This window comes from Bradyrhizobium sp. DOA1, from assembly GCF_001593325.1.
Classification (GTDB): domain Bacteria; phylum Pseudomonadota; class Alphaproteobacteria; order Rhizobiales; family Xanthobacteraceae; genus Bradyrhizobium.
Genome location: NZ_JXJM01000001.1, coordinates 2,357,993 through 2,382,475 on the forward strand (window position 1 = coordinate 2,357,993; position 24,483 = coordinate 2,382,475).

Consider the following 24,483-nt stretch of genomic DNA (forward strand, 5'->3'; position numbering starts at 1 on the left):
CTGACGGGCAGGCTATCACGACGACGAGGAACTACCATGAGGCCGCCAATCATCTTCACTGGCATGCATCGCTCCGGCACCAGCATGATCGGTCGTATGCTCGAGGCGCTCGGCCTCTTCGTCGGGCTGCGAAAGGACGAGAACAACGAAGCGCTGTTCTTTCAGGAAATGAATGAATGGCTTTTGCATCAATGCGGTGCGAGCTGGGACGACCCGACCCAGCTTCGCAAATACTTTTGGCGTAACGAGGCGGTCGTCGGCTGGTCCGAGCGTTACCTGCGAAACCTGATCTCGTCGCCGCGCAGCATCAGCTTCACCGGCCCGATGCAGTATCTGAAGGGCGGCGTCAACAGCCTCGATACGCCATGGGGCTGGAAGGACCCGCGCAACACCTTCGCTCTTCCCATCTGGCTAAAAATCTTTCCCGATGCGAAGATCATCTACATCAAACGCAACGGCGTCGACGTGGCCCAGAGCCTGAGGGTACGCGAATTGAAGAAACTGGCCGATGCCGCCCGCTTCTACGCGAAATGGCAATACGTCTTTTTTCTCAGGCCTAGAAAGGGCGGCTTTGTCGGCTCGTCCCGCTGCCTTGAGCTCGATGACGCTTTCTCACTCTGGAGAGAGTATATCGAGGAAGCCGAGGCCGTTCTGAGCGCGGTGCCGAGCGAACGCCTGCTGCGTCTCCGCTATGAGGATGTCCTCGATGATCCTGCGGCCGCTATCAAGATCGCCGTGCCATTCTGCGGCCTGTCCGCGACGGATGAACAGATCAACTCGATCGCAGGTAGCGTGGTTCGGGAACGGTCCGGCGCCTATGAGGCGACGCCCGAGCTGAGGGCTTTTGCAAGCCGTCATGCGGCTGAGCTGAGGGCGGTGGGGTACGAGCCGTAGCAGGCGCCTTTTGGCGCTTCACCGGCCTCGGCCTTAATTATGTCGTCGATCGGACCATCGGCTGCTCGCGCAAGCGGGTTTGCCCGCAGTGCTGATCGCGCTCGCCGTAAGGGCGACGATCTGATCTATGCCGGCAAGGTGGACCATGGCTTCGGCAAGGCGTCGACCGGCGAATTGCGTCCGACGAACCCAACCCTACACCAAGCGGATCGCGCACAAGGGCGTTTGGGTCGAGCCGAAGCTGCTGGTTGAGATCGAATACCCGGCCTAATCGGACGAGGGAAAGGTCCGGCTTCCCTTCTTCAAGGGCCTGCGGGAAGACCCGCAAACGGGTGACCGGACGGCCGTAAAATCAAAATAGGACGTACCAATCTGCCTCCGGTTGACCGGCAAAACCTGAGGAAGACACTTATGCTGAAATTCTTGAAGTGGCTCGAGCTACGCTACCAACACTCCGCCAGCGAGTTCGCTTGTGGCCCATAACCGAACAAGGCTAATGCCATCGTCGGCTATGGGCAGTAGACCGCGCAAGAGGCGCCCCTCTGTGACCTAAGCGGCCCAGAATATGTAGGGCTACGGGTATTCTCCATCCAACGTGTCGCGGCGATCGCGGATGAAGCCCTTCTGCTGACAGGATAGGGGCAAGCGTCCCCGTTCGGCGAATCGCGCGCCATCCGGCATTGCGCAGCCCAATGGTGCGAACGCGGAGCCGCGCGCTAGCCGTTGACCAGCCCCTTCCAGATCGCTTCCGCGATCGCGATGTCGGTGATCGAATCCTCGCCGGACGCAAGGGGCGCGCTTCGTCCGAGGATGTCCGAGACGAACGCCTCGGCCTGGCGTCGAAATGCCCAGCTCTGGCCGCGCTTCAGCGGCGTGATACGGCCGTGGTCGTCGAGGGTGATCTGCGCCTCGGCCTCGGCAAAGGGGGGAGGCAGTTGGATGGTCAGGGCGCCGCGCTCGAAATTGATCGTCAGGCCTTCGCGCCAAGCGCCTTCCGATCCGTGCGCGAACTCCAGGACGCAGGCGATGCCGCTGAAGTCGAGCGTGACGCGTGCCGTACCCGATGGCTCGATATTGCTTTCGGCGACGTTCGGCGCGGGACCGAGCACATAGCGGGCCAGGTTGATGATATGGCTGAAGACGTTCAGGAAGCCGTCGTAGCCGGACCGCATCGAATCCGGCATCCAATCCGGTCCGTCCTGCCACAGCGCGAGCCCGTCCGGCCGGATCTCGCCGGTCATGACGAACGTGTCGCTTGATCCCCCGGTGTTGCCGCCGAAGCACCAACCTCGCGCACCGACGATGCGTCCGAGCGACCGGCCGGTTCGGATGCGGGCCAATTCATCCATCGCGCGCGCCACTCCGGCGTCGTGGCGCTTCATATAGCCGATGCTGTAAACGAGATCCTGCCGCCGCGCAGCTTCGATTAGTGAGGTCGCCTGGGCCGTAGTGTAGGCCATCGGCTTCTCAGACAGCACGTGCCGGCCGGCGTTCAGTGCGTCCAGGACGATCGGACCCGTGGCGCGACGCTTGGTCACCACGACGACGCCGGACACCTCGCTGTCTGCGAGCAGCTCCCGGTGTGTTGCGTAGATCCGTGAGATGCCGAATTTCCGAGCTGCTGCCGTTGCGAGATCCGGCCGGAGATCTGCGATCGCGACAACGCGGCAGGCGGGATTGGCGGCAAAATTGGCAAGGTGGCACATCTGGCCCACCATGCCTGTTCCTATGATGCCGATGCCTGGCCTCACCGGCCGGGATCCTCGAAGCGCTTCCGGACGACGAGGAAATGCGCCGGCTGTCCCCAGGTGTTGATGAATGCCGGGTCGGTCCGGGTGAGGGCGGCGACTGCGGACGCATCCCGTCGCCCGATTGCACTGAAGATGCGATGGAAACTATCGAGCGTCGCACGAATAGTGTCGATATCGGCAGCATCGTCGGCGAGAATGGCGCTTGTGCGGACCGTCTGGCGCAACGACGCCAATCCGGAAATCACCCGGGGCAGGCAGTCGCCGAAGGGGTCGTCGATCATTCCGTCGACATCTTGAACCAGCGCTTCGATCGACGCCGAAATCGCATTGACCGCTTCGATGTTGCCGACCAGATATAGTTTGCATCCGCCGAGGAAGCTCAGACGGCTGCGGCCGAGATGGCGTACTGCACGCTGCAGCTTCTCGTCGTCGGACAAGACCTTCTTGTGCCAGTAGACGTCGAGATTGTCGCGATACGCCGGCCACGCCGAGTGGACGTCGAAGCCCTGCTCATGCGCCGCCGCGCACAAGGCACCGGCGTCGACAAAGTACCGGTGCCGGACGAAAGGATTTTCGAGCACGTCCATCAGCCAGGAATCGAAGCTGCGGGTGTGCGGGATGCTGTTCCATTTCGCCTCGAACAGCATCTTCGCCGTCTCCAGCGCAGGGCGGGCCGTCAACGCCTTGCCCGCCCCATGGATCGCCTTGAGCGCGAGCTCGAAGAAGCCGCCATAACGTTCGTAGTAGGAGACGACGGCATAACCGTACGGATTTAGCAACCGGTGAAAGATGCCGAGCCATTTTTCGCTCGGCTGCACCGTGTAGATGAACCCCTCGGCATCAATGATGTCGAAGCGACGATCGCCGCGAAATCCTTCGACGTCGGAGAGGGCGAGCTCGCGCAGACGCTCGGTCAGGTCAAAATGCGCGAAGTAGGCCTGAATTTTTTCGTGCGCGTGCCTGTTCGGCTCGGCGAGCGTCATGTTCGCGCCCCAGCCGGCAAACACCAGGGCGTTCTCGCCGGAATCAGGACCGAATTCGAGCAGTTCGGCATCGCGGAACAGCAACTGCGGAAGCATCAGCTTGTCCGAAAACAGCTCGCGCCTCTGGCCGGCATAGGCTCCGAGTTCGGCGGACGACTTGAAATTTCCGAACGTCGGCAGAACGTTCTGACGTTCGTAATAATTGAAGAGCTTGTCCTCAGCCATGCCGCGACCCTGCGGCCGCCTCAAGGCGATCGAGTTCGCTCCAGATGTCGGAGGGTGCGAAGATCGAGACAATGTGCAGCGGGCGCTTCACGCTGTCGCGCAGCCGGCTGCTGACCTTGGCTTCATTCTCCTGGTTCACCGCCAGAAGACAGATCAGCGGATCCGACTTGCTTGCGAGGTCCTCGGGCGCGCGGATCGGAATACCGGTACCAGGCAGGAACAGTCCCTGGCGCTCCTTCTGGTCGTCGACCGAGAGGTCGACCAGCTCCGCCAGCTCGTGGGCATTGGTGAAGGTGCAGGCGCGGCAGCCGGCGCCATAGATGCCGATCTCGGCGCCACTAGCGCGTGCCTTGGCGAGGATCGGACGGAGGCGCGCGCCATACTCCCTGGCGCGCTGACCGAATTTCTCGCCGACGCCGGATGGCGCGGGCGGCGGCGCCATGTCGCGCGTGGCACGGCGGGCTGCGATGGCGAGGCTGCCGCCGCTGAAATTGTACTTCTTCACGGACACCGCCTCGAAACCGTGGCGCGCCAGCAGTGCGAGCAGGGTCGGTTCGGTGAAATAGCTGACGTGCTCCTCCCAGAGCACGGAGAGGTCTCCGGCCGTCGAGCCGGGAGCGAAATCAGGCACATCGATGAACAGCAGCCCGTCGTCGCGCAGCGCGATCTTCACGCAGTCGAAGAAGTTTTCGAAGTCGACGATGTGCTCCAGCACCTGGCGCGAGACGACGAGGTCGAACTTGCCGGCCGCAGCGACCGCGTCGTGACATAGCGCCGGGCTGATCATGTCGGAATACACATTGATGCCGCGCTCGCGGGCGATCTTGCCGGACACGGGGTTGGGCTCCACGCCCACCAGAACCTTCGCGCCGCGGTCGCGCAGCTTGTCCATGAACAGGCCGTCGTTGCATCCGATTTCGAACACGGACTGGTGCTTCGAGAACTTCGCGATGGTGTCGAGCTCGTCGACCTGGTGCGGCTCGGGCTTCCAGGTGCTGAAATTGTAGTTGAACTGCCGATACAGGATGTCCGGATCGATCGGCTTGACGATCTGCGGCAGGCCACACTCGCCGCATGCCAGCACCTCGAACGGATATCGCTCATCCTGCTCGTTTCGGCTATGCCGAAGCCGATGCGCAATCGGCATCTGTCCAAGATCGATGACGGGCCGCAGATTGGTCGAATGGCAAAGGCGGCAATGGTCGGTCACGGCTTTAACTCTTTGCAAGAGTGGTACGATCGGCATGCCTCGAGGGGCGCCAGCTTAAATGAAGTCTATGGCCTCGTCAGAGGCTTTAGGACGCGTGTACGTATCTTGGTGACATAGGCCTGGACCGCGGCAGCGTCGCCGCCATCGGGGGCCCAGTCCGGAAATGCGGTGCGGGAGGGATCGAACGGGCCGGCGGTGGTCTCGTGAAACACCAGCCACTCCGAGGTGATCAGGATCGAGTGGAAGACCTTTTCGGGCATGCGGTAATAGCAAAGGCCGCCATGGCCGTAGGGCGCCATCTCGAGCACGTCGCGAATGCGGCCGTCATCCTCGAAGATCACGACCTGGGCGGTGCCCTCGATCAGGTGAAACGATTCAGGCTTGCCAAAATGTTTGTGGGGCCGGACATAGGCCTCGCGATGATGCACGATCAGCATCTCGTGCAGATCGGACGAGGGGTCCGGATGCGTGCACAACCGGCTGCGCAGCCGCGGGTTGCCGGCGGCGATGCGCTTCAGCTCCGCGATCGTGGCGTCGTCGGCCGTGACGATGGCATCGTCGGAATAGTAGACTTCCGGATTCTGCGCACGCAGCGAGGTCGGCCGGCGCAGGCCGGCTTCATTCGAAGAAGATGAACCCATGGTCGCCCCGGTATCCGCATTTGTCGTAGATCCAGGCCCAGGTTTCCGGACCGTGGAAGCTCAGGCAAGTGAGCTGCCAGTAGAGGAGGTTCGCCTTCTCGTGCTCGTTGCGGAACGATTCCACCATCAGATATTTCGAAGCACCGCGCCCGACGCGCTCGATCTCCGTCACGGCGCGGAAGACCTCCTCGAGCGGAAGGTTGTGCAGCACACCGAGCGATACCACGAGGTCGAAACTGTGGTCGGCGTAGGGCAGCTCGACGGCGCTGCCGACCTTAAGCTGCGGCCGCACCTCCTCCTTGGCATTGGCGATGCCGTAGTCGGAGATGTCGATGCCGGCGATGGTCAGGTCGGGGACGAGCTGGGTGAATTCGTAGAGCAGGTAACCCTTGCCGCAGCCGACATCGAGCACGCTCATGCCGGGCTTGATGCCGTAGCGATCGATCAGGGTCTGGGCAAGCGGGCGCCACCGTCCGTCGTAGCGATAGCCTCCATAGCCATAGCGGCGGTCGCCGTCCCAGTAATCGCGCCCCCATTGTCGTGCCACGGTGGCGGATTCCGCCTTGTCGTGCTCGACGACCCGCTGAACGTAGTTCCGCTTGGTCGAGGCATGCATCGGCTGGAGCAGGTTGATCTCGGCCATGATCGTCAACCGTTCCGTGTCATCGTCACAGGATGGTCGCGTATTTGTTGACGAGCAGGATATCCTCGACCGCCTGGATGCCCTCGCGCGAGGACAGCGTGATCTCCTCTACGGCGGCGTGCAGATCGCAGCCCTCGCGCAGCACACGGTCGTAGATCTCCCGTCGGCGCGCCTCGTCGGGCGGCAGCATGAAGATGCTGTAGAGGATCAGGCCGTTCAGGCGCGGCAGCTCGTCCACGATGTCCTCGAGCACCATGTAGCTGCCGGGCATGATGTGCTCGACGGCGCTGAGCAGGTATTGCAGGTTCTTCCGTCGCGCGTAGTCGCGGATCACGATGTTCTGGACGTGCTGCGGGGTGCGGCTGCCGTTCAGCGGCCGGGCGCCGATGTAGCCGCGATGGCCGGCTCGCTCAGCCATGGAAGCCTCCCGGCAGCTTGTATTGCATGCCGACCCGCGTTGCCGGGCGCAGCAGGATCGGCTCGAAGAACTCGCCGAAGCGCTTGTCCGCGTAGGGCGACATGATGCTCTTGAAGCGGCAGTTCATGCTCCAGCGCGTGCCTGGCTCCTCGTTGATGCGATTGCCGTGCATCAGGGTCTGGTTGAACAGCATCACGTGACCGTAGGGAATCTCGATGAAGGTCGCGTGCGGCTTGATTGTCTTGTACAGTTCCTCGGCGCTGCGCAGGGTCGCCATCCGGTCCTGCATGTCGCCGTTCAGGGACGGCGGCAGCAGATACATCGCCTTGGTGCGGTGGACGTCCACCAGCGGCACCCACACCACAACCTCGAACGGCGAGTCGCCCGACCAGACATCGGAGTGCGTGGCGAGCAGCGAGGAATCGTCGCCGGGCATCTGGATGCTGAGATTGACGCGGCGCTGCATGCAGAGCTCGTTGCCGACGATGGTCTCGATCGTCGAGCGTGCCAGGCGGAAATAGGTCGGCCGGAACCAGGGCTCAGCATTGAGGCCGTTGAAGACGTGGAGCCGCAGTCCGTTGAGATCGTCGACGCTCACGCGCGTGTGGATGGTGTCCAGCATCGCGTACGGATCGTTGCTGTGCGGCAGCTTCAGATAGTCCGCCGCGAGCTCTGCGGCGCGGCGTTGGATCCGGTCCAGTCCGCCGCGGTCGTCGGCCGGCGTGGTGACGAAGCCGTCGTCGATGAAGCGTTGCGCCAGCGCCTGCTCGTCGGCCTGGAGGAAGTCCGTATCGATCATGCAAAATACTCCCGGGCGGTCGCGCAAATATAGCTGATGTCGAAGGCCGAGAGGAACTGGTTGATCGGGAGAGTCAGGATCTGATCCCCCTGCCGTTCCGTCACTGGGAACGCGCCGCGACCGTGGCCGAGATGCGCCGCCGCCGGTTGGAGATGAATCGGTATCGGATAGTGGATCGCGGTCTCGATGCCCTTGTCGGCCAGATACTTCTGGAAGTCGTTGCGCCGGTCGGTCTGCACGACAAAGGTGTGGAAGGTGTTGAACTCGATGTTGCGGCAGGGCGGAATGAACAGCGGCAAACCTGCGAGCTCGGCCCGGTACCGCGCAGCGTTGCGGCGCCGGCGCTCGATCACGGAGGGCAAGTGGCGCAGACGGATGCGCAGCACCTCAGCCTGAAGCGTGTCGAGCCGTGATACGATGCCCCATTCCTGGACGTCGCTGCGGTTGATCAGGCCGTGATTGCGCAGGCTGCGGATGCGTGCGGCCATCTCGGCGTCGGCCGTGACGAGAAAGCCGGCATCGCCCGCGGCATTGAGATTCTTCAGCGGATGCGCGGAGAAGCAGCCGAACGTTCCCATGGTGCCGCTCATCCGTCCGTCATAGGTCGAGCCGACGGCCTGGGCGCTGTCTTCGATCACGGCGAGGGCGTGCTTGCTCGCGATCGCCATCAGCGGGTTCATGTCGGCCATGCGCCCGGTCAGGTGCACCGGCATGATCGCCTTGGTCCGCGGCGTGACGGCGGCCTCGACTGCGGCCGGATCGATGTTCTGGTCCGGCAGCACGTCCGCAAAGATGGGCGTGGCGCCGACCGCGATGATCGCGGCGGTCGATGCCACGAACGAATTCGGCGGGGTGATGACCTCGTCGCCGGGGCCGATGTCGAGCGCCCGCAGGGCGAGGATCAACGCGTCGGTGCCGGAATTCAGCGTCACCACATGCGGCGAGCCGAGATAGGCGGACAATTCCTCCTCGAGCTTTGCGACCGCCGCTCCGCCGATGAAGTCGCCGCGCTGGAATACGCCCTCGACCGCCTGCATGATCTCGGCGCGCTCTTCCTCGAACTGCGCGGGAAGATTGACGTAGCCGATGCGCCGGCGGCCGGGATCAGCGTCCATGGCAGAACTTCCGAACGGTCTCGATGACGCGATCCTGCTGCGCCCGCGTCAGATGCTGGTCCACGGGGAAGCTGATGACTTCCTTGGCATGGCGGTCGGTGACCGGGAAAGTCCCCGGAGCGTAGCCGAGATGCTTGAGGCCTTCCTGCTGATAGAGCGGGATCGGATAATGGATCTTGGCCTCGATGCCGTTGTCCAGGCAGTATTTGTAGAGCTCGTCGCGCCGCTCGGCGAACACCATGTAGAGGTGGTAGACGTGCTTCACGTTAGGCCGGCGCGGCGGGATGCGCAGGCCGGGCAGGCCGGCGAGGCCCGCGTCGTAATAGGCCGCGTTCTCGATCCGGCGCCGCGTGATCTCGCTGGTCTGGCCGATCAGCCAGTTGCCGACCACCGCCTGGAGCGAATCCAGCCGCGAATTGCAGCCGAGGATCGCGATCTCGTCGCGGTTCTTCATGCCGTGATTGCGGATGAGGCGCAGTTGCTCGTTCATGCCATCGTCATTGGTGACGACGACGCCGGCATCACCCCAGACGTTGAGGTTCTTGAGCGGATGCAGCGAGAAGCCGGCCGCAATGCCGTGGGTGCCGGAGCGCTTGCCGGCAAACTCGGACAGGATGCCCTGGCAGGCGTCCTCGACGACGGGGAGATTATGGCGTTGGGCGATCGCCATCAGTTTGCCCATGTCGGTGACCTCGCCGGTCAGCTGAACCGGCATGATCGCCTTGGTGTTCTTGGTAATGGCGGCTTCGACCTGGTCGACATTCATGCAGAAGGAATCGTCGCAGTCGACCAGCACCGGTGTCGCTCCGGTCTCCGCGATGGCGCCGACGGTGGCGATGAACGTGTTGGCGGCCGTGATGACCTCGTCGCCATGGCCGATGCCGAGCGCCTTGAGCGGGAGCTTGAGCGCGTCGGTGCCCGATCCGACGCCGATGGCGTGACGCACGCCGATCAATTCGGCAAACCGTCGCTCGAATTCGGCGACGGGCTTGCCAAGCGTGAAGTCACCAGTCGCGACCAGGCGGCCGATCTCGGCCAGGATCGGAGCGGGGTCGGCGAACTGCTCGAGCAGATAGGAATAACGAACGTCGTACATGTGACCCGTCAGGTGGAATGAAGTTGAGGGGAAGTGTGCGAGGCGAGCGCGCGTTCGATCGAGGTCGCGATCGCGTTGGGAGCGAGGCCGTGCTTCTTCAGCAGCGAGTCCTGCGAGCCGTAATTGTGCATGAAGCGGTCCGGCAGCGACAGCCGCAGCATCGCGGGCAGACCCGAGCCGAGCTTGTCGATCAGCGCCTCGGCGACCGCACTGCCGAGGCCGCCAGAGGGCACGTGCTCCTCCAGCGTCGCCACGAGCTTGGTGCCGCGGATCGCTTGCAGCAGCGCCGCGGTGTCGAGCGGCTTCACGGTGTGCATGTGCAGGATGCCGGCGCGAATGCCTTGGCCAGCCAGCAGGTCGGCTGCGGCCAGCGCCCGCTGCAGCATGATCCCCGTGGTCACCATGAGGACGTCGCCCGGCGGCCGCATCAGGATGGCCTTGCCGATCTCGAAGCCGTGCTCGGCCTTCGAGACGATGGCATCGCCGCCCTTGCCGAGCCGGATGTAGATCGGTCCTCCCCAGTCGAGCGTCTGCTCCATCATGCGCGCCGCTTCGTCGGCGTCGCATGGGCAGATCACCGTCATGTTCGGCAGCGCCCGCATGATCGCGATGTCTTCGATCGCCTGGTGGGTCGGGCCGAGCGGCGCGTAGACGAGCCCGCCGCCATTGGCGATCAGCCGCACGGGAAGGTTGTGCAGGCAGAGGTCGACGGCCACTTGCTCGTAGCAGCGGCGGGTGAGGAAGGTCGCGATGGTGTTGACGTAGGGCACGAAGCCCTCCATCGCGAGGCCGGCCGACATGCCGATGATGTGCGCTTCCGAAATGCCCTCGATCAGATGGCGCTTGGGAAATTCCTTGCTCATGGCGCGCAAGGTACCGGCGCCGGGATCGGAGCCGATGTAAAGCACACGCTCGTCGCGTCCGGCGAGCTTGTGGACCATGTTCATCGCTGTGTTGCGCATGGGGAGCCGATCAGAAATCGCCGACGGCGACGCGGATGGCGTCGAGCTCGCTGTCGGTCAGCTTGTTCTTGTGATGCCAGTCGGCATTGGATTCCGCCTGCGGCAGACCCTTGCCCTTGACGGTATGGCAGATGATCCCCGTGGGCTTGCCCGGAACGGCCGGAACCTGCTTGAGGACAGTGCGCAGAGCGCCGACGTCGTGGCCGTTCAGCTCCTGCACGGCGAAGCCGAAGCTGCGCCATTTGTCCGCGAGCGGCTCCAGCGGCAACACGTAGTCGGTGGGCCCGTAGCTCTGCAGCTTGTTGTAGTCGATCAGCGCGACCAGATTGTCGAGCCCGTGCTTGGCCGCGCCCATGGCGGCTTCCCAGACCGATCCCTCGTTGATCTCGCCGTCGCCGAGCAGCACGAAGGTCCGGTAGCTGCGTTCGCGCATGCGCGCGGCGAGCGCGAGGCCGACGCCGATCGACAGGCCATGGCCGAGCGCACCGGTCGAAGCCTCGACCCCCGGCACCATGCCGTATTCGGGATGTCCGCCGAGGATGCTGTCGGGACCGCAGAAGCCGTCCAGCTCCGACAGGGGAAAGAAGCCGCGATCGGCCAAGAGCGCATAGAGCGCCAGGCAACCGTGTCCCTTGCTGAGGATCGCACGGTCGCGATTGGGATCGCGCGGGTTCTTCGGGTCGATCCGCAGCACGTCGTCGTAGAGCACGCGAACCATCTCGATCAGCGACAGGGCAGGACCGACATGGCCGCGTCCTGCTGAGCGGACAGAACCGAGGACCAGACGGCGCAAATAAAGGCTCCGCTCGTCTAGCGTGCAGGTGAGAGCAGCTTCAGCGTGGGGTGAGATCTGGATCACGTTGGCAAATCGTTTGGTGGAGCCGACGGGCTTTGTCGAGCTGGCCGGCAAGGCGGACCGTCAGATCACCACCTTGCGCAGCCAGGGCACGCCGGGAGCGGCTTTCCGGCAAATAGGCATTCAGGACAATCAGGCACCAAATCGCTCCGAACACAGGATACAGTACGTCAAGGCGGATCGCAAACGTGTCATCGCCAGCTTCGAACGCACGCGAGAGCCGTTCGATCAATCGATTTGCGTCGGCCTCGCTCAGATCGCTGCCCGGATGGATTGCGGTGTCGGACACGAGCTTGACCGGATCGTCCCAGCCGAAATATTCGAAGTCGATGAATCGCAACCTGCGGTCGTTGGCGCGCAGCGCGTTGTGCAATCCGAAATCCGACGGACTCAATGCGCGATGGGTGGGCGCGAGGTCCACTGCGGGATTCCGGCCCAGTTCCGCATAGCGTCGACGAAGTTGCCGGATAGAGATCGCCGTGCTGGGAACCAGGCTGCCCTCCACGAACGCGCGCAGCTCCGGCTGATCCTGCGATACGTGCCGCAACCCGTCCAGGCGCTGCTCGTACTGGGCAATGGCGGCCTCGGGCGAGAAGATGCTGGCCGAGGCGTTTCGCAAGATCCGTGCACCGTCGGCGTTGCGCAGTTCCTGAAGCGCGATCAGGAAATCGGCCATCTGATCGGCATCGTCGTCCTGGGGATGCAGCACCGCCGCATCACCGTCGAACCATTGATACAGCGCGCAGGACGCGTCGGTGTCTTTCGCGATCGGCCGCGGTGTCGACGTGATGCCGTGGTGCGCCAGAAACGAGAGTGCGTCGTATTCCTGTCCGAGGCGATCACGTCCATCCGACGGATAATGCTTGAGGGCGAGTGGCGGTCCCTGCGCCATCTCCAGCCGAAACACACGGTTGTTGCCGCCTGACCGCGCCGGTTGCGCGGCCGCGACCCGCGCCCCGGCCAGGCGGCTTCCGATCGAGATCGCATCCTGCGCGCTGATGTCCGGCTCGCTCATGCCGCGAACACTCCGCGGTGGATGTCGACCCAACTCGCGATCGGTTCGCAATGGACGGGATGGGAAAGCCGCGATTGCGTGAACAGGATCGAGCGAGTCGTCTTAGGATAATGCGGCTGCTCGAACACATCGACGAGATCGTCGATAAAGATATCGAGCTCCAGGATTGCGAGCCGCTCGACCTTGGCCGCCAGCGTGTCCTCGAAATAGATGTTGCCCGCAGCCAGCGCCGCATCAGTGGCGTCGATCAGACCTGCGCTGCGCAACCAGCCGCGCGCGGCCTCGCGCAGGTCGACGCGGTCGGGATCCTGATGGCCGAACTGCGTCTTGTGGCTGACGATATAGACGCTTGCGCCGGCCTTGCGGCACGCTGCGAGGAATTCGCTGACGCCGGGAAATATCTCGGCGTCGCCAATTCCCTTGCCGTACACGAAGCCTTGCAGGCCTTGCCAGGCGAGTTCGCCGCCTGCGCGGGATCGCAGATGATCCCGCACGTCCGTCTTCAGCCCTTGCCATCCCTCGGGCACCAGGCCACGCTGGCGCGCGACGGCGGCAAAGACCTTGTCGTAGCAGATGATCGTGTTGTCGAAATCGATGCCGATCCGCACGCCGCTCACTTCAGGCTGATGTTCTGCATCATCTTGATGTTGAAATACCGGGGATCGTTCAGCGAGTTCGGCAGGCGGCCGCCCCTGAAGGCGTCCGCGAGCCCGGACACGGCTTGCTCGATCGTGTGCGCAGGCGCAAACCCGAGCTCGCGGCGGATCTTCTCCGAGGAGACGTGGTAGGACCGCAGATCGTCGGTCGGCTCGACGGCCACGTCGACGTTGTTTCCGACCACCGATTTGACGATGTCGGCGATCTTCATCAGCGAATGGTTTTCGTAACCGATGTTGTAGGTCTTGCCGTCGATCTTCGCATCGTCCTGTTGAAGCAGGAACAGATAGGCCGCGGACATGTCCTCGATGTGCAGATTGGGCCGCTTCTGCGTTCCGCCGAACACACGGATGCGGCCGGTGTTGACCGCCAGATTGGTCAGGATGTTGACGACGACGTCGAGCCGCTGCCGCGGCGCGTAGCCGCAGACCGTGGCCGGACGAACCGTGCAGGTGACGAAGCCGAAGGCGCCCTCATCGGCCAGATCGGTCTCGCACATCGCCTTGAACTTGGAGTAGTCCGTGAGCGGCTCGCAGGACAGTTCCTCGGTCACCTCGGTCTCGTCCTTGATGCCATAGACGCTCGAGGAGGACGCGTAGATGAAGCGCTTGATGCCGGCCTTCTTCGCCGCGCGCACCATCGGCCGGAAGCAGTCATAGTTGATGGATTTTCCGAGCGCCGGATCCAATTCGAACGAAGGGTCGTTGGAGATGCAGGCGAGGTGGATCACCGCGTTGTTGCCGCGCAGGGCCTCGTTGACGGCGGCCTCATCGCGGATGTCGCCCTTGATCAGGCGCAGATTCGGATTGTCGCGAACCGCGTCGAAGACGTCCTCGCCATACATGAACAAATCGAGCACGGTGACCTTGTGACCCGCGGCGAGCAATTGCGGGATCAGCACGCTGCCGACATAGCCGGCGCCGCCGGTGACCATCACGTTCCATTTCCGATCAATCACTGTCGTTCTCCGGATTCTTCGATCGCGCTACTTCAACAACGCGGTGACGAACTTGACCAGCGGCGCCTTCTCGACCGAGTTGCGGTGACCGACGATGCCGACCTTGATCGCGCCCGCCGCATTGCCGATGAACGCGACGTCCTCGATGTTGCCGCCAGCCGCCACCAGCGGCGCCGTGATCGTCAGGAAGGCATCGCCCGCACCGACGGTGTCGACGACGGTCTTGGTGAAGGCCGGTACGCGCGCAACGCCGGTCTTCGACGAGAAGGGGTAGCAGCCGAAGGAGCCGTGCGTGATGATCATGTTGTCGCAATCGATCTTGCGATGCAGGCCGTCCTGGATCACCGATGCGATCTCGTTGAACTTGTCCGTGGCCGCCAGCCGCGCTTCCGGTGCGTCGATGCAGATGTAGTCGGCCCGCGGATACTTCGTGATCAGGTTGTAGCCGTGGTTGCCGCTGTTGCTCTGAGCGTTGACGGCCAGGAACCTGGAATTTGCGATCAGGGTGTCGATCGTGCTGGACGCGATCATGCCGTGACCGAAATCGGTGACGATGACCACGTCGGCGCCGCGCACGCGCTCGGCGGTGACACGGTCGATCTCCTTGCGCTCGGTCTCGTCGAGCGGCGTATCGTCCATGGTGTAGACTTCGAAGAGCTTGTGCAGATAGCCCATCTCGACGTACCGCAATTTGCGGGTCGTCGGACGGCCCTGAATGCGGATCGGCGTGAGCGTGACATTCGGGCGGACATGCGCGCGGATGAACTCTTCGGGATAGTCCTTGCCACCCAGCGTGGTGACGATCTCGACCGATTTGCAGAAGCTCGCCACGTGATTGGCCGCGGCAATCACGCCACCCGCAAATTGTTCGCCGTTCTTGAACAGCGTAGCGACGATGTTTTCCTTCGAGGCCTTTCCGAGCGCCGTGACGTATTGGTATTCGTCGATGATCGTGTCGCCGACCAGAACGACGTGCATGTCCTGGATCTTGTCGATCAGCTTCAGCAGGCGTTCGGCGCCGCCGCTCTCGCGCACCTTCTGGAGGTAATCCCGCAGAGGGGGGTCGTAGATGTCGAAGTAGCGGTTCAGCAGTGACGACGAGCTGAACGTCACGTCGCGCGTGAAGACGATGCGTCCGCCGTGACGCTCGACCGCCTCGCGCTCCATCGCGATCTTGCCGGTTACGTCATCCTCAAGATTCTCGTAGTCCGAGCCCTTCACGTAGATGTCGGGGCGCACGGTATCGAGGACCGGTTCAGCGCTGGAGGTCTGATTGATGCCGACCCAGTCGACCGTGCCGAGCGCGGCCAGCATCTCGGCGCGCATGTTCTCCGGAAAGATCGGCCGCCCCGGGCCCTTGTTGACGTAACGGTCGGCTGTGATGGTCACCATGACCACGTCGGCCTCGTTGCGGGCTGCCAGGATGTGCCGGACGTGGCCGAGATGCACCAGATCGAACACGCCGTGACAGAGCGCGACGGTCAGACCCCTTGCCTGCGCGGCGCGCGCAATCTCGCCGAGCTCCTCGATCGTCTTGACCTTCTCGTGCGGTGCCGGATGGCCGGTCGGCTTGTCTGTCGCAGCATTACCCATGTGAATGCACCCAAAGGCACCGGTCGGTCTCAGAGGGCCGCCCGGGAGACGATCGACTCGCAGCAACGATAACAGGTGAGCCTGTTCAGGAGCTTGCCTTCTGCGACAAGCCCTTGTCATCACCGAGATATTTGAACCAGTCCTTGGTAGCGTCGGTGATCTTGTCGACGGTCCACAGCGGCGCGTCCTTGTACTGATCCATCGACTTCAGCATCGTCGCGACGCCGTCCTCGAATCTCACCTTCGGCGTCCAGTTCAGGACCCGCTTGATCTTGGAGATGTCGGCATAGGTGCAATCCGGCTCGCCCGGACGTTTGGGGATATGAACCCTGTCGCCGCCGAGAAGCTCGACCAGCCGGTTGACGCTGTAGGTGTTGTCCGAGCCGACGTTGAGGACTGCATGCGAGATATCGGACCGCGCGGCGGTAACGAAGGCGTCGGCGACATCGCTGACGAAGGTAAAGTCACGCGTCTGTTCGCCGTCACCCACTACTGTAAAGGGCTTGCCGGCGAGCTTCTGTGCCATGAACACGCCGAACACGGCACCGTAAGTGCCGGTGGTGCGATGGCGCGGTCCGTATACGTTGAACAGGCGCAGCGCCACCGCGGGCAGCTTGTAGACCTGGCACCAGTGCATGACGCACTGCTCTCCGAGATTTTTGGTCAGTGCGTAAGGATACATCGGCCGAATCTCGGCGCTCTCCGGCGTCGGATAGACGTCGGGAATTCCGTAGCAGGACGACGAGGCGGCGTAGACGAAGCGCTTGACGCTCGCGTGCCGTGCCGCCTCGAGAACGTTGACTGTGCCGTCGACATTGGCGCGATGGTAGGGAATCGGCGATTCGATCGAGGGTACGATGTCAGCCAGAGCGGCGAGATGGAAGACCCAATCGATTCCGTGAAAATACGGCTCGATCGATTCGAGCTCGGTGACGTCCGCCCGCACGATCTTCAGCCGACTCGAATCGGCGCGCGAGGCCAGATTTTCAGGGCGACCGATGAAGAAATTGTCGAGTGCGACGACCTCGTTGCCATCATCGAGGAGGCGGTCGACAAGGTGACTTCCGATGAACCCTGCGCCGCCGGTGACAATGCATTTCATGGGGGAACATCCGTGCTGCGAATGCCCTGTGAAACAGGCTCGCCATTGTTAAGTCAAACTCGAACGCCGACTATCAGCCGCTCGCCGACTCGGTAAGGATTATACCTTTGCAATCCCTGATAATAGCCGATATCCCAGTATTATGTTGCAGCCGAGTCGCCAGCCGATTTCCGTCGAGTCCATCGACCCCGATCCCAAGGCTTTCCTCGACGATTATGTGGGACGCCTGCATCGCGCGACGGCGGTCGACGACGACGTCCTTGCTGGGGTTTCCGCCACCCGCGCCCTCTGGTTGCGTACGCGCGAGCAGGGGGGGCGCGTCATCTTCATCGGTAACGGTGGTTCGGCCGGTATCGCTTCGCATCTGGCGATCGATCTTTCGAAGAACGCTGCGGTGCCCGCGCTCTGCTACAGCGATGCGAGCATGATGTCGTGCCTTGCCAACGATTACGGTTTTGAGGACTGGATCGCGCACGCCGTGAGGCTGAATGCCCGTGCCGGAGACTGCCTTGTCGCGATCAGCTCGTCGGGGCGCTCCAAGAATATCCTCAATGGGGTTGCGCAGGCGCGGACGATGAAGCTCGACGTGATCACGCTGTCCGGGATGAGCGCGGACAATCCGCTGCGCGATCTCGGCGACGTCAATTTCTTCGTCGACAGCCGCAGCTACAATATCGTCGAGACCACGCACCAGTTCTGGATGATGGCCGCGATCGACCTCGTGATCGGTCGTGCGGAATATCCGTCCTCGTGAAGCGGGTCTGGTCCTTAAGGGGGGAGGATGACCTCACCCGATCGCGTACCTTAAATTTTTGGCTGCTCGATGAAAGAACTGTTCTACGTCCGCAATACCTGCCGCCTCTGTCATTCCGACAAGCAAGAGCAGGTCGTCCCGATGGCGGGCATGCCCATCGGCACGCCGAACTTCCAGGTGCCGAACGCCAGCGTCGACGATCCCGTCTTCCGGGCTGCGGTGCCGATGGCGCTGCATCTGTGCCGGGACTGCGGCCATCTCCAGATTCTCGAAGTCGGCAATCCGGAGATCCAGTATCGCAATTACGTCTACACCACCTCGCTCTCACTCGGCCTGCGGGAGCATTTCGCAGGCTATGCCAACGATGTCGTGAGCCGATTCGGCATCGCGCCGGGCTCGCTGGTGGTCGAGCTCGGCAGCAACGATGGGTCGCTGCTCGGCTTCTTTAGGGAGCGGGGCATGCGGGTGCTGGGCGTCGACCCCGCCGTCGACATTGCGCGGCGTGCGACCGAAGCCGGAATCGAGACCATCGGTGATTTCTTCACGGATACGATTGGACGCCGCATCCTGCAAAGCCACGGGGCGGCGAGCGTCGTGATCGCCAACAACATGATCGCCAATGTCGACAATCTCGACCCGCTGGTGATCGGGGTTCGCGACGTGCTCGCGCCGGACGGATTGTTCGTCTTCGAGACGCAATACGGCGTCGACGTCACCGAGAAGAACCTGCTCGACACCGTCTATCACGAGCATCTGTCGTATTTTAACATCAAGCCGCTGACGCGCTTCTTCGCCCGGCTCGGCATGGAAGTGATCGACGTCCAGCACATCTGGACCAAGGGCGGCTCGATCCGCGTGACCGTGCAGCGGGCGGGCGGGGCCAAGAAGCCGTCCTCCGAGGTCGCGAAGTTCATCGCCGAGGAAGACCGGCTCGGCGTCGATCAGCCAGCCTATTATGCGCCTTATGTGAAGCGGATCGCCGCCATCCGCGACGAGCTGGTCGCGATGGCCGATGCCGCCCACGCGCGCGGTCAGCTGGTCGCCGGTTATGGCGTTTCGGTCGGTACCACGACGCTGCTGCCGCAGTTCGGCCTGGAGAACAAGATCGACTTCCTGGTGGACGATGACCCCAAGAAGGGGAACGTGATGGCCGGACCGGGTTACGACATCCCGATCCTGCCGCCCGCGACCCTTTATGAGCGCAAGCCGGCCTTCGTCGTCGTTTTCGCCTGGCGCTACGTCGACCCGATCCGGGCCAAGCACGCCCGTTATTTCGCCGAGGGCGGAAAGTTCGTTGTGCCGCTCCCTGGTGTCTCGGTCGTCGACCGGGCCGACTGACCTGGACAGATCGGTCGGGCGGGGTCCCGAGCGGGGGCTGGATCTCGTCCCCAAGCGGGACGAGTTGGATAAACCCTTGATCCGCCTTGGGCTGTGCGCGGTCGCCGAGGGCGGCGGGCCTGCCGGCGCGAGCCCCGGATATCTTGACCTTTGGCCCCATCCGCAGTATCTACCCGGCACTCGCAGCCGGCCCGTTAGACGCGGATTTCCGGCGCGGCTTTGAAATCCCTGAACAATCGAGCCCGGTTTCCGGCTCATCCTTCAGACGAGGGCTGGGCCAACGGCGGCTGTTCGGATCCTTCTGAAATCAGTAGCCGTCGTGCGACGGACGTTGGACATCAAACGATGGCAGTCAGCCCGTTCAAATTCTTGCAGGAAGTGCGTTCGGAGACCGCCAAGGTCACTTGGCCGACCCGTCGTGAGACCACGATCACCACCATCATGGTGTTCGTCATGGTCGCGGTGGCCTCGATCTTCTTCTTCGCCGCCGACCAGATTATCCGCTACCTCATCACCTTCCTTCTGGGCATTCACTGATGGCAACAGCAACCGCTCAAGTGTCCGACAAGCGCTGGTACATCGTCCACGCCTATTCGAACTTCGAGAAGAAGGTCGCCGAATCGATCCGCGAGCAGGCCAAGCAGCGCGGGCTCGAGGAGCTGTTCGAGCTGGTGCTGGTTCCGACCGAGAAGGTCACGGAAGTGCGCCGCGGCCGCAAGATCGACGCCGAGCGCAAGTTCTTCCCGGGCTATGTGCTGGTGAAGATGAAGCTGACCGACGAGGCGTTCCATCTGATCAAGAACACGCCGAAGGTGACAGGCTTCCTAGGCGCCGAAAACAAGCCGATGCCGATCTCGGAGAACGAGGCCATGCGCATCCTGCACCAGGTGCAGGAGGGCGTGGAACGGCCGAAGGCGTCGGTGTCGTTCGAGATCGGCGAGAACGTGCGCGTGGCCGACGGCCCGTTCGCCTCGTTCTCGGGTGTGGTCGAGGAAATCGACGAAGCGCGCTCGCGCGTGAAGGTCGCGGTGTCGATCTTCGGTCGCGCCACGCCGGTCGAGTTGGAATTCGGTCAGGTCGAGAAGGTCTGACCGTTCGTCATTGCCGGGTTTGACCCGGCAATCCATCTCCTTCGTAGAAGTCTTGCGAAGATTGATGGATGCCCGGGTCAAGCCCGGGCATGACAGAACTGGAGGCGGCGACGTCTCTAATGGAGGCCGTGGGAGGACGAGGGCGGTTGCCAGCCGCTCGGGTTCCCGACCACGAACCTGAAACCGCCGGCGGCATGCCGGCACAACAGGAGTAATACATGGCAAAGAAAGTGACCGGATACCTGAAGCTTCAGGTCCCGGCCGGTGCGGCGAATCCTTCGCCCCCGATCGGTCCCGCGCTTGGTCAGCGCGGTCTCAACATCATGGAGTTCTGCAAGGCGTTCAACGCCCAGACCCAGAAGGAAGAGAAGAACACCCCGATTCCCGTCGTGATCACGATCTACGCCGATCGTTCGTTCACGTTCGAGATGAAGACTCCCCCGATGTCCTTCTTCCTCAAGCAGGCTGCCAAGATCCAGTCCGGCTCGAAGGCGCCGGGCCGTGACAAGGCCGGCAAGGTGACCAAGGCGCAGGTGCGCGAGATCGCCGAGAAGAAGATGAAGGATCTCAATTGCGACACCATCGAATCGGCCATGAAGATGGTCGAGGGCTCGGCCCGCTCGATGGGTCTGGAAGTGGCGGGGTAAGCGGTCATGGCAATCGGAAAGCGTTTGAACAAAGCCCGCGAAGGTGTTGATCGCGAAAAGCTTTACCCGCTCGCGGACGCCATCAAGATGGTCAAGGAACGTGCGAAAGCGAAGTTCGACGAGACCATCGAGGTCGCCATCAATCTCGGCGTCGATCCGCGTCACGCCGACCAGATGGTCCGTGGCGTCGTGACCCTGCCGAACGGCACCGGCCGTACGCTCCGCGTCGGCGTGTTCGCCCGCGGCGCCAAGGCCGACGAGGCCAAGGCCGCAGGTGCCGACGTCGTCGGCGCCGAAGACCTGGTCGAGAAGGTGCAGAACGGCTCGATCGATTTCGACCGCTGCATCGCCACCCCCGACATGATGCCGCTGGTCGGCCGTCTCGGTAAGGTGCTCGGCCCGCGCGGCCTGATGCCGAACCCGAAGATCGGCACCGTGACCATGGACGTCACCGGTGCGGTGAAGGGGGCCAAGGGCGGCTCGGTCGAGTTCCGTGTCGAGAAGGCCGGCATCCTGCAGGCCGGCGTCGGCAAGGCCTCGTTCACCGAGGAGAAGCTGGTCGAGAACATCAAGGCTCTGGCTGACGCTGTCACCAAGGCGAAGCCGGCCGGTTCCAAGGGCACCTACATCCAGCGCGTTGCCGTGTCCTCGACGATGGGCCCGGGCGTGAAGGTCGAGCCGGGCACCATTCTCGGCTGAGGTTTAGAAATTGCATGAGGCGAGGGGCGGAATTGGGCAACCGATTCCGCCCCTCGTCGTTTGTGACGGCGCTTACCGGAAACAAGAACAATGGCTGACAAGGTCCTGATCTATTCGCGCTTTCCCAAGACGATGATGGTGCGCTTCGCGGAGCGGTTCGAGCTGCTCGACACCGGCGGCAAGCCCGTGCGCGAGGTGTTTTCGGCCGACGACCTCGGCGGCATCCAAGCGGTGCTGACGGCGGGCGGCACGCCGCTCGGAGGGGAGGCGATGGACCTGTTTCCCAAGCTCGGCGCCATCGTCTGCTACGGTACCGGCTATGACGGCGTCGACCTGGAGGCGGCGGCCAGCCGCAACATCGCGGTCGGCCACAGTCCGGGTGCCAATGCGGCCTCGGTCGCCGACATCGCGATGACCTTGATGCTGGCGACGACGCGGCGGATTTTGGTCGCCGACCAATATGTCCGTAGCGGCGATTGGGCCGCCTCGAAGCAGTCCCCGATGATGCGCCCGCAGGCCGGTATGCCCGGCCGCCGCATCGGCGTTTACGGCATGGGCGAGATCGGCCGCAAGATCGCCGCGCGCTGCGCCGCATTCGAGAGCGAGATCGGCTATTTCAGCCGCACCAGATACGATCTGCCCTATCAATATTTCCCGTCGTTGGAGGCGCTGGCCGAGTGGTGCAGCGTGCTGATGATCGCGGTCCGGGCAGGAGCCGACACCCAGCATGTCGTCAACGCCGACATCCTGAGGCGCCTCGGCGCAGACGGCTATGTCGTCAACATTTCGCGGGGCTCGGTGATCGACCAGAAGGCCCTGATCGCGGCCCTCACCGACAAGACCATTGCGGGGGCCGGCCTCGATGTCTTCAAGAAGGAACCGCACGCCCCGGATGCGCTGACCGCGCTCCCGAACGTGGTGTTCGCTCCGCATATCGGCGGCCACACCCTCGAATCGCACGTCGCCATGCAAAACTGCGTCTTGGCGAACCTGACCGCGTTCTTCGAGGGCAAGCCGCTGCCTTATGCGGTTAAATGGGTCTGAACCAGTCCCTATCGGCTCGGGTCAAGCGCCCGCGCCAACGGATTGGAACTGGTGTGAATTTTGCTCTTGGCAAGCAGGCAGAGAGCGGTTAAAGAACCGCTTCCGGACGTACCGGCCTCGGCTGGCGCGTTCGTGCGCGCATTCCGAAAACCCGACGACAGGAAATCATTCCTTTCAGGACGTCCGCGAGGATTTGCCCGAAAAAGGAAAGAAAACCCGTCAGTTGGTGGAGTGCGGGCAGAGGTCGGGCGGTTCGCCGGCTGACCTTGTCCTGTCCAAGACTGCAGGCGCCCGCAGGAAATTTCGATTTCTCAACGGCTTAATCGCATGGCCTGCATAGACGGGTGAAGACCGGATTTCACTTCGCATCCAGCTTTAACGGCTGGCTTCGCGGAACGGGTCTGGTTCGGACCTCGACACGCCGTGGGCCTTCGTGGCTCCCGGAGGGCAGGCTTGAATTGTCGTCCTCGCCCGGCGTGTCCGATGGGTTTTTGGCCCGGAGGTTCAGGTTTGGGCGGGACGATGGGTGCAACCCGGCGGTCCCGCTTCTCGCGATGACCGCCAACCGGAGAGAGCTTGCTGTGGAACGAGCGGCAAAAAAAGAGGCGGTCGAACAGCTCAATGAGGTCTTCAAGACCACGGGCGTCGCGATCGTTGCTCAATATTCCGGCCTCACCGTTGCCCAGATGCAGAAGCTGCGTATGCAGATGAAGCTGGCTGGCGCCTCGGTGAAGGTCTCGAAGAACCGTCTCGCCAAAATTGCTCTTGATGGCACTGACGTCGTTGCCATCGGCCCCATGCTGAAGGGGCCGACCGTGATCGCGACTTCCAACGATCCGGTGGCGGCGCCAAAGGTCGCCGTCGAATTCGCCAAGGCGAACGAAAAGTTCGTCATCATCGGCGGTTCGATGGGCAAGACCGTCCTGAATGTCGACGGCGTGAAGGCGCTTGCCTCGCTGCCGTCGCTTGACGAACTGCGCGGCAAGATCGTCGGCCTCATCGTGGCCCCGGCGACCAAGCTGGCCCAGCTCGCCAATGCGCCCGCGGGCAAGCTCGCGCGCGTCATCCAGGCTCATGCCTCAAAGGGCGAAGCGGCCTGACGCCCTTCGCAAAACTCAAACCCGAACCAGACTTACACGTAAGGAAACTGAACAATGGCTGACTTGCAGAAGATCGTTGACGACCTCTCGAGCCTCACCGTGCTCGAGGCTGCCGAACTCGCGAAGCTTCTCGAAGAGAAGTGGGGCGTTTCGGCTGCTGCGGCTGTCGCCGTGGCCGGCCCGGCCGGTGGTGGCGCTGCCGCCGCTCCGGCGGAAGAGAAGACCGAGTTCACGGTCGTTCTCGCCGCTGCCGGCGACAAGAAGATCGAGGTCATCAAGGAAGTCCGCGCCATCACCGGTCTCGGCCTGAAGGAAGCAAAGGACCTCGTCGAGGGTGCTCCGAAGCCGCTGAAGGAAGGCGTGAACAAGGAAGAAGCCGAGAAGATCAAGGCCCAGATCGAGAAGGCTGGCGCCAAGGTCGAGCTCAAGTAGCGCAAGTTACTTCAGCAATATCCCGGGCTCGCGGAGCGAGACCCGGGATCTCGTCCCAAGATCGTGGATGGCCGGGCAAGCCCGGCCATGACGATCGGAAGGCTCGGGGCCGGAATGCAAAAGGCGTGCGACGGAACGTCCCGACGCAGGCCGAACACGAAAAAGTGTGGGGATTTGAGGGTTTACCCCTCGAATCTCCATTATTGTCGCCCCATATCGGGTCGGCAGCACGAAAGCGCGGTGGGCAGGGATGCCGGATTTCCCTGTAAGCCGTTGGGAGAGCAGGCTATTTCGGGCTTTTGCAGTCCGTGAAGACGATCGTTGTGACGGGCGGGCGCGCTTCTGCGCCCCGCGCGTCGTTTTGCGTTTTGAAGGTCTGAAGAACAGATTCAGGACATTCCCAGCCTGAAACTGAGCTTCCGGCCCCCAAGGCGGGTTCAAAAATTCAACCCGGGGCGCG

General features: G+C 63.0%; 26 protein-coding genes and 1 pseudogene. 11 read left to right on the forward strand and 16 right to left on the reverse strand.

Annotation, left to right across the window (positions count from 1 at the left end; genetic code table 11):
- The first annotated feature begins 36 nt into the window (after positions 1-36).
- Entirely contained in the window at positions 37-894 is an 858-nt protein-coding gene (locus SE91_RS11080) for a sulfotransferase (RefSeq protein WP_082813708.1), read from the forward strand.
- 102 nt (positions 895-996) lie between these two features.
- A pseudogene (locus SE91_RS37595) lies at positions 997-1,165 on the forward strand (non-homologous end-joining DNA ligase); the annotation flags it as partial.
- A 445-nt stretch (positions 1,166-1,610) separates the two neighbouring features.
- Here the strand turns inward: SE91_RS37595 and SE91_RS11085 are convergent.
- The 16 genes from SE91_RS11085 to SE91_RS11160 all read right to left on the reverse strand — a co-directional run bounded on the left by SE91_RS11085 (position 1,611) and on the right by SE91_RS11160 (position 16,918).
- Positions 1,611-2,645 (reverse strand): Gfo/Idh/MocA family protein, encoded by a 1,035-nt coding sequence (locus SE91_RS11085; RefSeq protein WP_061847643.1) that lies wholly within the window; start codon positions 2,643-2,645, stop codon positions 1,611-1,613.
- A complete protein-coding gene (locus tag SE91_RS11090) occupies positions 2,642-3,853 on the reverse strand; it encodes a class I SAM-dependent methyltransferase (protein WP_061847646.1) in 1,212 nt (403 codons plus the stop codon). The genes SE91_RS11085 and SE91_RS11090 overlap by 4 nt, the downstream gene beginning before the upstream one ends.
- Positions 3,846-5,063, reverse strand: a complete 1,218-nt coding sequence (locus SE91_RS11095) for a class I SAM-dependent methyltransferase (protein ID WP_061847647.1) — start codon at positions 5,061-5,063, stop codon at positions 3,846-3,848. Before SE91_RS11095 ends, SE91_RS11090 begins: the two co-directional genes overlap by 8 nt.
- A gap of 65 nt (positions 5,064-5,128) precedes the next feature.
- Complete coding sequence (locus SE91_RS11100; protein WP_061847649.1) at positions 5,129-5,704, reverse strand: WbuC family cupin fold metalloprotein; 576 nt, start codon at positions 5,702-5,704, stop codon at positions 5,129-5,131.
- Positions 5,682-6,347, reverse strand: a complete 666-nt coding sequence (locus SE91_RS11105) for a class I SAM-dependent methyltransferase (protein WP_061847650.1) — start codon at positions 6,345-6,347, stop codon at positions 5,682-5,684. The genes SE91_RS11100 and SE91_RS11105 overlap by 23 nt, the downstream gene beginning before the upstream one ends.
- Positions 6,348-6,372: 25 nt before the next feature.
- Entirely contained in the window at positions 6,373-6,765 is a 393-nt protein-coding gene (locus tag SE91_RS11110) for an LIC12192 family sporadic carbohydrate cluster protein (protein WP_008549438.1), read from the reverse strand.
- The gene (locus SE91_RS11115) at positions 6,758-7,564 is read right to left on the reverse strand and encodes a sporadic carbohydrate cluster 2OG-Fe(II) oxygenase (protein ID WP_008549436.1); all 807 of its coding nucleotides are present in this window, start codon (positions 7,562-7,564) and stop codon (positions 6,758-6,760) included. Before SE91_RS11115 ends, SE91_RS11110 begins: the two co-directional genes overlap by 8 nt.
- Positions 7,561-8,679, reverse strand: coding sequence for a DegT/DnrJ/EryC1/StrS family aminotransferase (locus SE91_RS11120; RefSeq protein ID WP_061847651.1), 1,119 nt, complete (start codon positions 8,677-8,679; stop codon positions 7,561-7,563). The genes SE91_RS11115 and SE91_RS11120 overlap by 4 nt, the downstream gene beginning before the upstream one ends.
- Complete coding sequence (locus SE91_RS11125; RefSeq protein WP_061847652.1) at positions 8,669-9,775, reverse strand: DegT/DnrJ/EryC1/StrS family aminotransferase; 1,107 nt, start codon at positions 9,773-9,775, stop codon at positions 8,669-8,671. The genes SE91_RS11120 and SE91_RS11125 overlap by 11 nt, the downstream gene beginning before the upstream one ends.
- An 8-nt stretch (positions 9,776-9,783) precedes the next feature.
- Entirely contained in the window at positions 9,784-10,737 is a 954-nt protein-coding gene (locus tag SE91_RS11130) for a transketolase family protein (protein ID WP_061847653.1), read from the reverse strand.
- Positions 10,738-10,747: 10 nt separating this feature from the next.
- Positions 10,748-11,530: a transketolase gene (locus tag SE91_RS11135; protein WP_245318431.1), complete on the reverse strand. Its 783-nt coding sequence runs from the start codon at positions 11,528-11,530 to the stop codon at positions 10,748-10,750.
- A gap of 40 nt (positions 11,531-11,570) precedes the next feature.
- Positions 11,571-12,608 (reverse strand): phosphotransferase, encoded by a 1,038-nt coding sequence (locus tag SE91_RS11140; RefSeq protein WP_061847655.1) that lies wholly within the window; start codon positions 12,606-12,608, stop codon positions 11,571-11,573.
- Positions 12,605-13,216, reverse strand: a complete 612-nt coding sequence (locus SE91_RS11145) for an HAD family hydrolase (RefSeq protein ID WP_245318432.1) — start codon at positions 13,214-13,216, stop codon at positions 12,605-12,607. Before SE91_RS11145 ends, SE91_RS11140 begins: the two co-directional genes overlap by 4 nt.
- 5 nt (positions 13,217-13,221) lie before the next feature.
- The gene (locus tag SE91_RS11150) at positions 13,222-14,223 is read right to left on the reverse strand and encodes an NAD-dependent epimerase/dehydratase family protein (RefSeq protein ID WP_061847657.1); all 1,002 of its coding nucleotides are present in this window, start codon (positions 14,221-14,223) and stop codon (positions 13,222-13,224) included.
- Between the two features lie 27 nt (positions 14,224-14,250).
- Positions 14,251-15,816: a PfkB family carbohydrate kinase gene (locus SE91_RS11155; protein ID WP_061847658.1), complete on the reverse strand. Its 1,566-nt coding sequence runs from the start codon at positions 15,814-15,816 to the stop codon at positions 14,251-14,253.
- Positions 15,817-15,901: 85 nt separating this feature from the next.
- Positions 15,902-16,918: an SDR family oxidoreductase gene (locus tag SE91_RS11160; protein WP_061847659.1), complete on the reverse strand. Its 1,017-nt coding sequence runs from the start codon at positions 16,916-16,918 to the stop codon at positions 15,902-15,904.
- 142 nt (positions 16,919-17,060) lie between these two features.
- On the opposite strand from SE91_RS11160, the gene SE91_RS11165 reads away from it, so the two are divergent.
- From SE91_RS11165 to rplL, 9 genes are all read left to right on the forward strand, one after another.
- Positions 17,061-17,672: an SIS domain-containing protein gene (locus SE91_RS11165; protein ID WP_061847660.1), complete on the forward strand. Its 612-nt coding sequence runs from the start codon at positions 17,061-17,063 to the stop codon at positions 17,670-17,672.
- Between the two features lie 69 nt (positions 17,673-17,741).
- Positions 17,742-19,010, forward strand: coding sequence for a class I SAM-dependent methyltransferase (locus SE91_RS11170; RefSeq protein ID WP_061847661.1), 1,269 nt, complete (start codon positions 17,742-17,744; stop codon positions 19,008-19,010).
- A 345-nt stretch (positions 19,011-19,355) separates the two neighbouring features.
- Positions 19,356-19,547, forward strand: a complete 192-nt coding sequence (secE, locus tag SE91_RS11175) for a preprotein translocase subunit SecE (protein ID WP_007611620.1) — start codon at positions 19,356-19,358, stop codon at positions 19,545-19,547.
- Positions 19,547-20,101, forward strand: a complete 555-nt coding sequence (gene nusG / locus SE91_RS11180; RefSeq protein ID WP_060736376.1) for a transcription termination/antitermination protein NusG — start codon at positions 19,547-19,549, stop codon at positions 20,099-20,101. Before secE ends, nusG begins: the two co-directional genes overlap by 1 nt.
- 218 nt (positions 20,102-20,319) lie before the next feature.
- A complete protein-coding gene (gene rplK / locus SE91_RS11185; protein WP_008136439.1) occupies positions 20,320-20,748 on the forward strand; it encodes a 50S ribosomal protein L11 in 429 nt (142 codons plus the stop codon).
- Positions 20,749-20,754: 6 nt separating this feature from the next.
- Positions 20,755-21,447, forward strand: coding sequence for a 50S ribosomal protein L1 (gene rplA / locus SE91_RS11190; RefSeq protein WP_018322253.1), 693 nt, complete (start codon positions 20,755-20,757; stop codon positions 21,445-21,447).
- A 90-nt stretch (positions 21,448-21,537) separates the two neighbouring features.
- Positions 21,538-22,491, forward strand: a complete 954-nt coding sequence (locus tag SE91_RS11195; protein WP_061847662.1) for a 2-hydroxyacid dehydrogenase — start codon at positions 21,538-21,540, stop codon at positions 22,489-22,491.
- A gap of 581 nt (positions 22,492-23,072) precedes the next feature.
- The gene (rplJ, locus tag SE91_RS11200; protein WP_156489574.1) at positions 23,073-23,591 is read left to right on the forward strand and encodes a 50S ribosomal protein L10; all 519 of its coding nucleotides are present in this window, start codon (positions 23,073-23,075) and stop codon (positions 23,589-23,591) included.
- A gap of 54 nt (positions 23,592-23,645) precedes the next feature.
- A complete protein-coding gene (gene rplL, locus SE91_RS11205; protein ID WP_060736373.1) occupies positions 23,646-24,023 on the forward strand; it encodes a 50S ribosomal protein L7/L12 in 378 nt (125 codons plus the stop codon).
- Positions 24,024-24,483 lie beyond the last annotated feature (460 nt).

Excerpts from the sequence above, each read along its gene's own strand:
- SE91_RS11110 (WP_008549438.1), bottom strand. The coding sequence starts at position 6,765 with ATGGCTGAGCGAGCCGGCCATCGCGGCTACATCGGCGCCCGGCCGCTG.
- rplK (WP_008136439.1), top strand. The coding sequence starts at position 20,320 with ATGGCAAAGAAAGTGACCGGATACCTGAAGCTTCAGGTCCCGGCCGGT.
- SE91_RS11195 (WP_061847662.1), top strand. The coding sequence starts at position 21,538 with ATGGCTGACAAGGTCCTGATCTATTCGCGCTTTCCCAAGACGATGATG.
- SE91_RS11120 (WP_061847651.1), bottom strand. The coding sequence starts at position 8,679 with ATGGACGCTGATCCCGGCCGCCGGCGCATCGGCTACGTCAATCTTCCC.
- SE91_RS11115 (WP_008549436.1), bottom strand. The coding sequence starts at position 7,564 with ATGATCGATACGGACTTCCTCCAGGCCGACGAGCAGGCGCTGGCGCAA.
- SE91_RS11100 (WP_061847649.1), bottom strand. The coding sequence starts at position 5,704 with ATGGGTTCATCTTCTTCGAATGAAGCCGGCCTGCGCCGGCCGACCTCG.
- SE91_RS11105 (WP_061847650.1), bottom strand. The coding sequence starts at position 6,347 with ATGGCCGAGATCAACCTGCTCCAGCCGATGCATGCCTCGACCAAGCGG.
- SE91_RS11140 (WP_061847655.1), bottom strand. The coding sequence starts at position 12,608 with ATGAGCGAGCCGGACATCAGCGCGCAGGATGCGATCTCGATCGGAAGC.
- SE91_RS11165 (WP_061847660.1), top strand. The coding sequence starts at position 17,061 with ATGTTGCAGCCGAGTCGCCAGCCGATTTCCGTCGAGTCCATCGACCCC.
- nusG (WP_060736376.1), top strand. The coding sequence starts at position 19,547 with ATGGCAACAGCAACCGCTCAAGTGTCCGACAAGCGCTGGTACATCGTC.
- rplA (WP_018322253.1), top strand. The coding sequence starts at position 20,755 with ATGGCAATCGGAAAGCGTTTGAACAAAGCCCGCGAAGGTGTTGATCGC.
- SE91_RS11130 (WP_061847653.1), bottom strand. The coding sequence starts at position 10,737 with ATGCGCAACACAGCGATGAACATGGTCCACAAGCTCGCCGGACGCGAC.
- SE91_RS11080 (WP_082813708.1), top strand. The coding sequence starts at position 37 with ATGAGGCCGCCAATCATCTTCACTGGCATGCATCGCTCCGGCACCAGC.
- SE91_RS11155 (WP_061847658.1), bottom strand. The coding sequence starts at position 15,816 with ATGGGTAATGCTGCGACAGACAAGCCGACCGGCCATCCGGCACCGCAC.
- rplL (WP_060736373.1), top strand. The coding sequence starts at position 23,646 with ATGGCTGACTTGCAGAAGATCGTTGACGACCTCTCGAGCCTCACCGTG.
- secE (WP_007611620.1), top strand. The coding sequence starts at position 19,356 with ATGGCAGTCAGCCCGTTCAAATTCTTGCAGGAAGTGCGTTCGGAGACC.
- SE91_RS11160 (WP_061847659.1), bottom strand. The coding sequence starts at position 16,918 with ATGAAATGCATTGTCACCGGCGGCGCAGGGTTCATCGGAAGTCACCTT.
- SE91_RS11125 (WP_061847652.1), bottom strand. The coding sequence starts at position 9,775 with ATGTACGACGTTCGTTATTCCTATCTGCTCGAGCAGTTCGCCGACCCC.
- SE91_RS11170 (WP_061847661.1), top strand. The coding sequence starts at position 17,742 with ATGAAAGAACTGTTCTACGTCCGCAATACCTGCCGCCTCTGTCATTCC.
- SE91_RS11090 (WP_061847646.1), bottom strand. The coding sequence starts at position 3,853 with ATGGCTGAGGACAAGCTCTTCAATTATTACGAACGTCAGAACGTTCTG.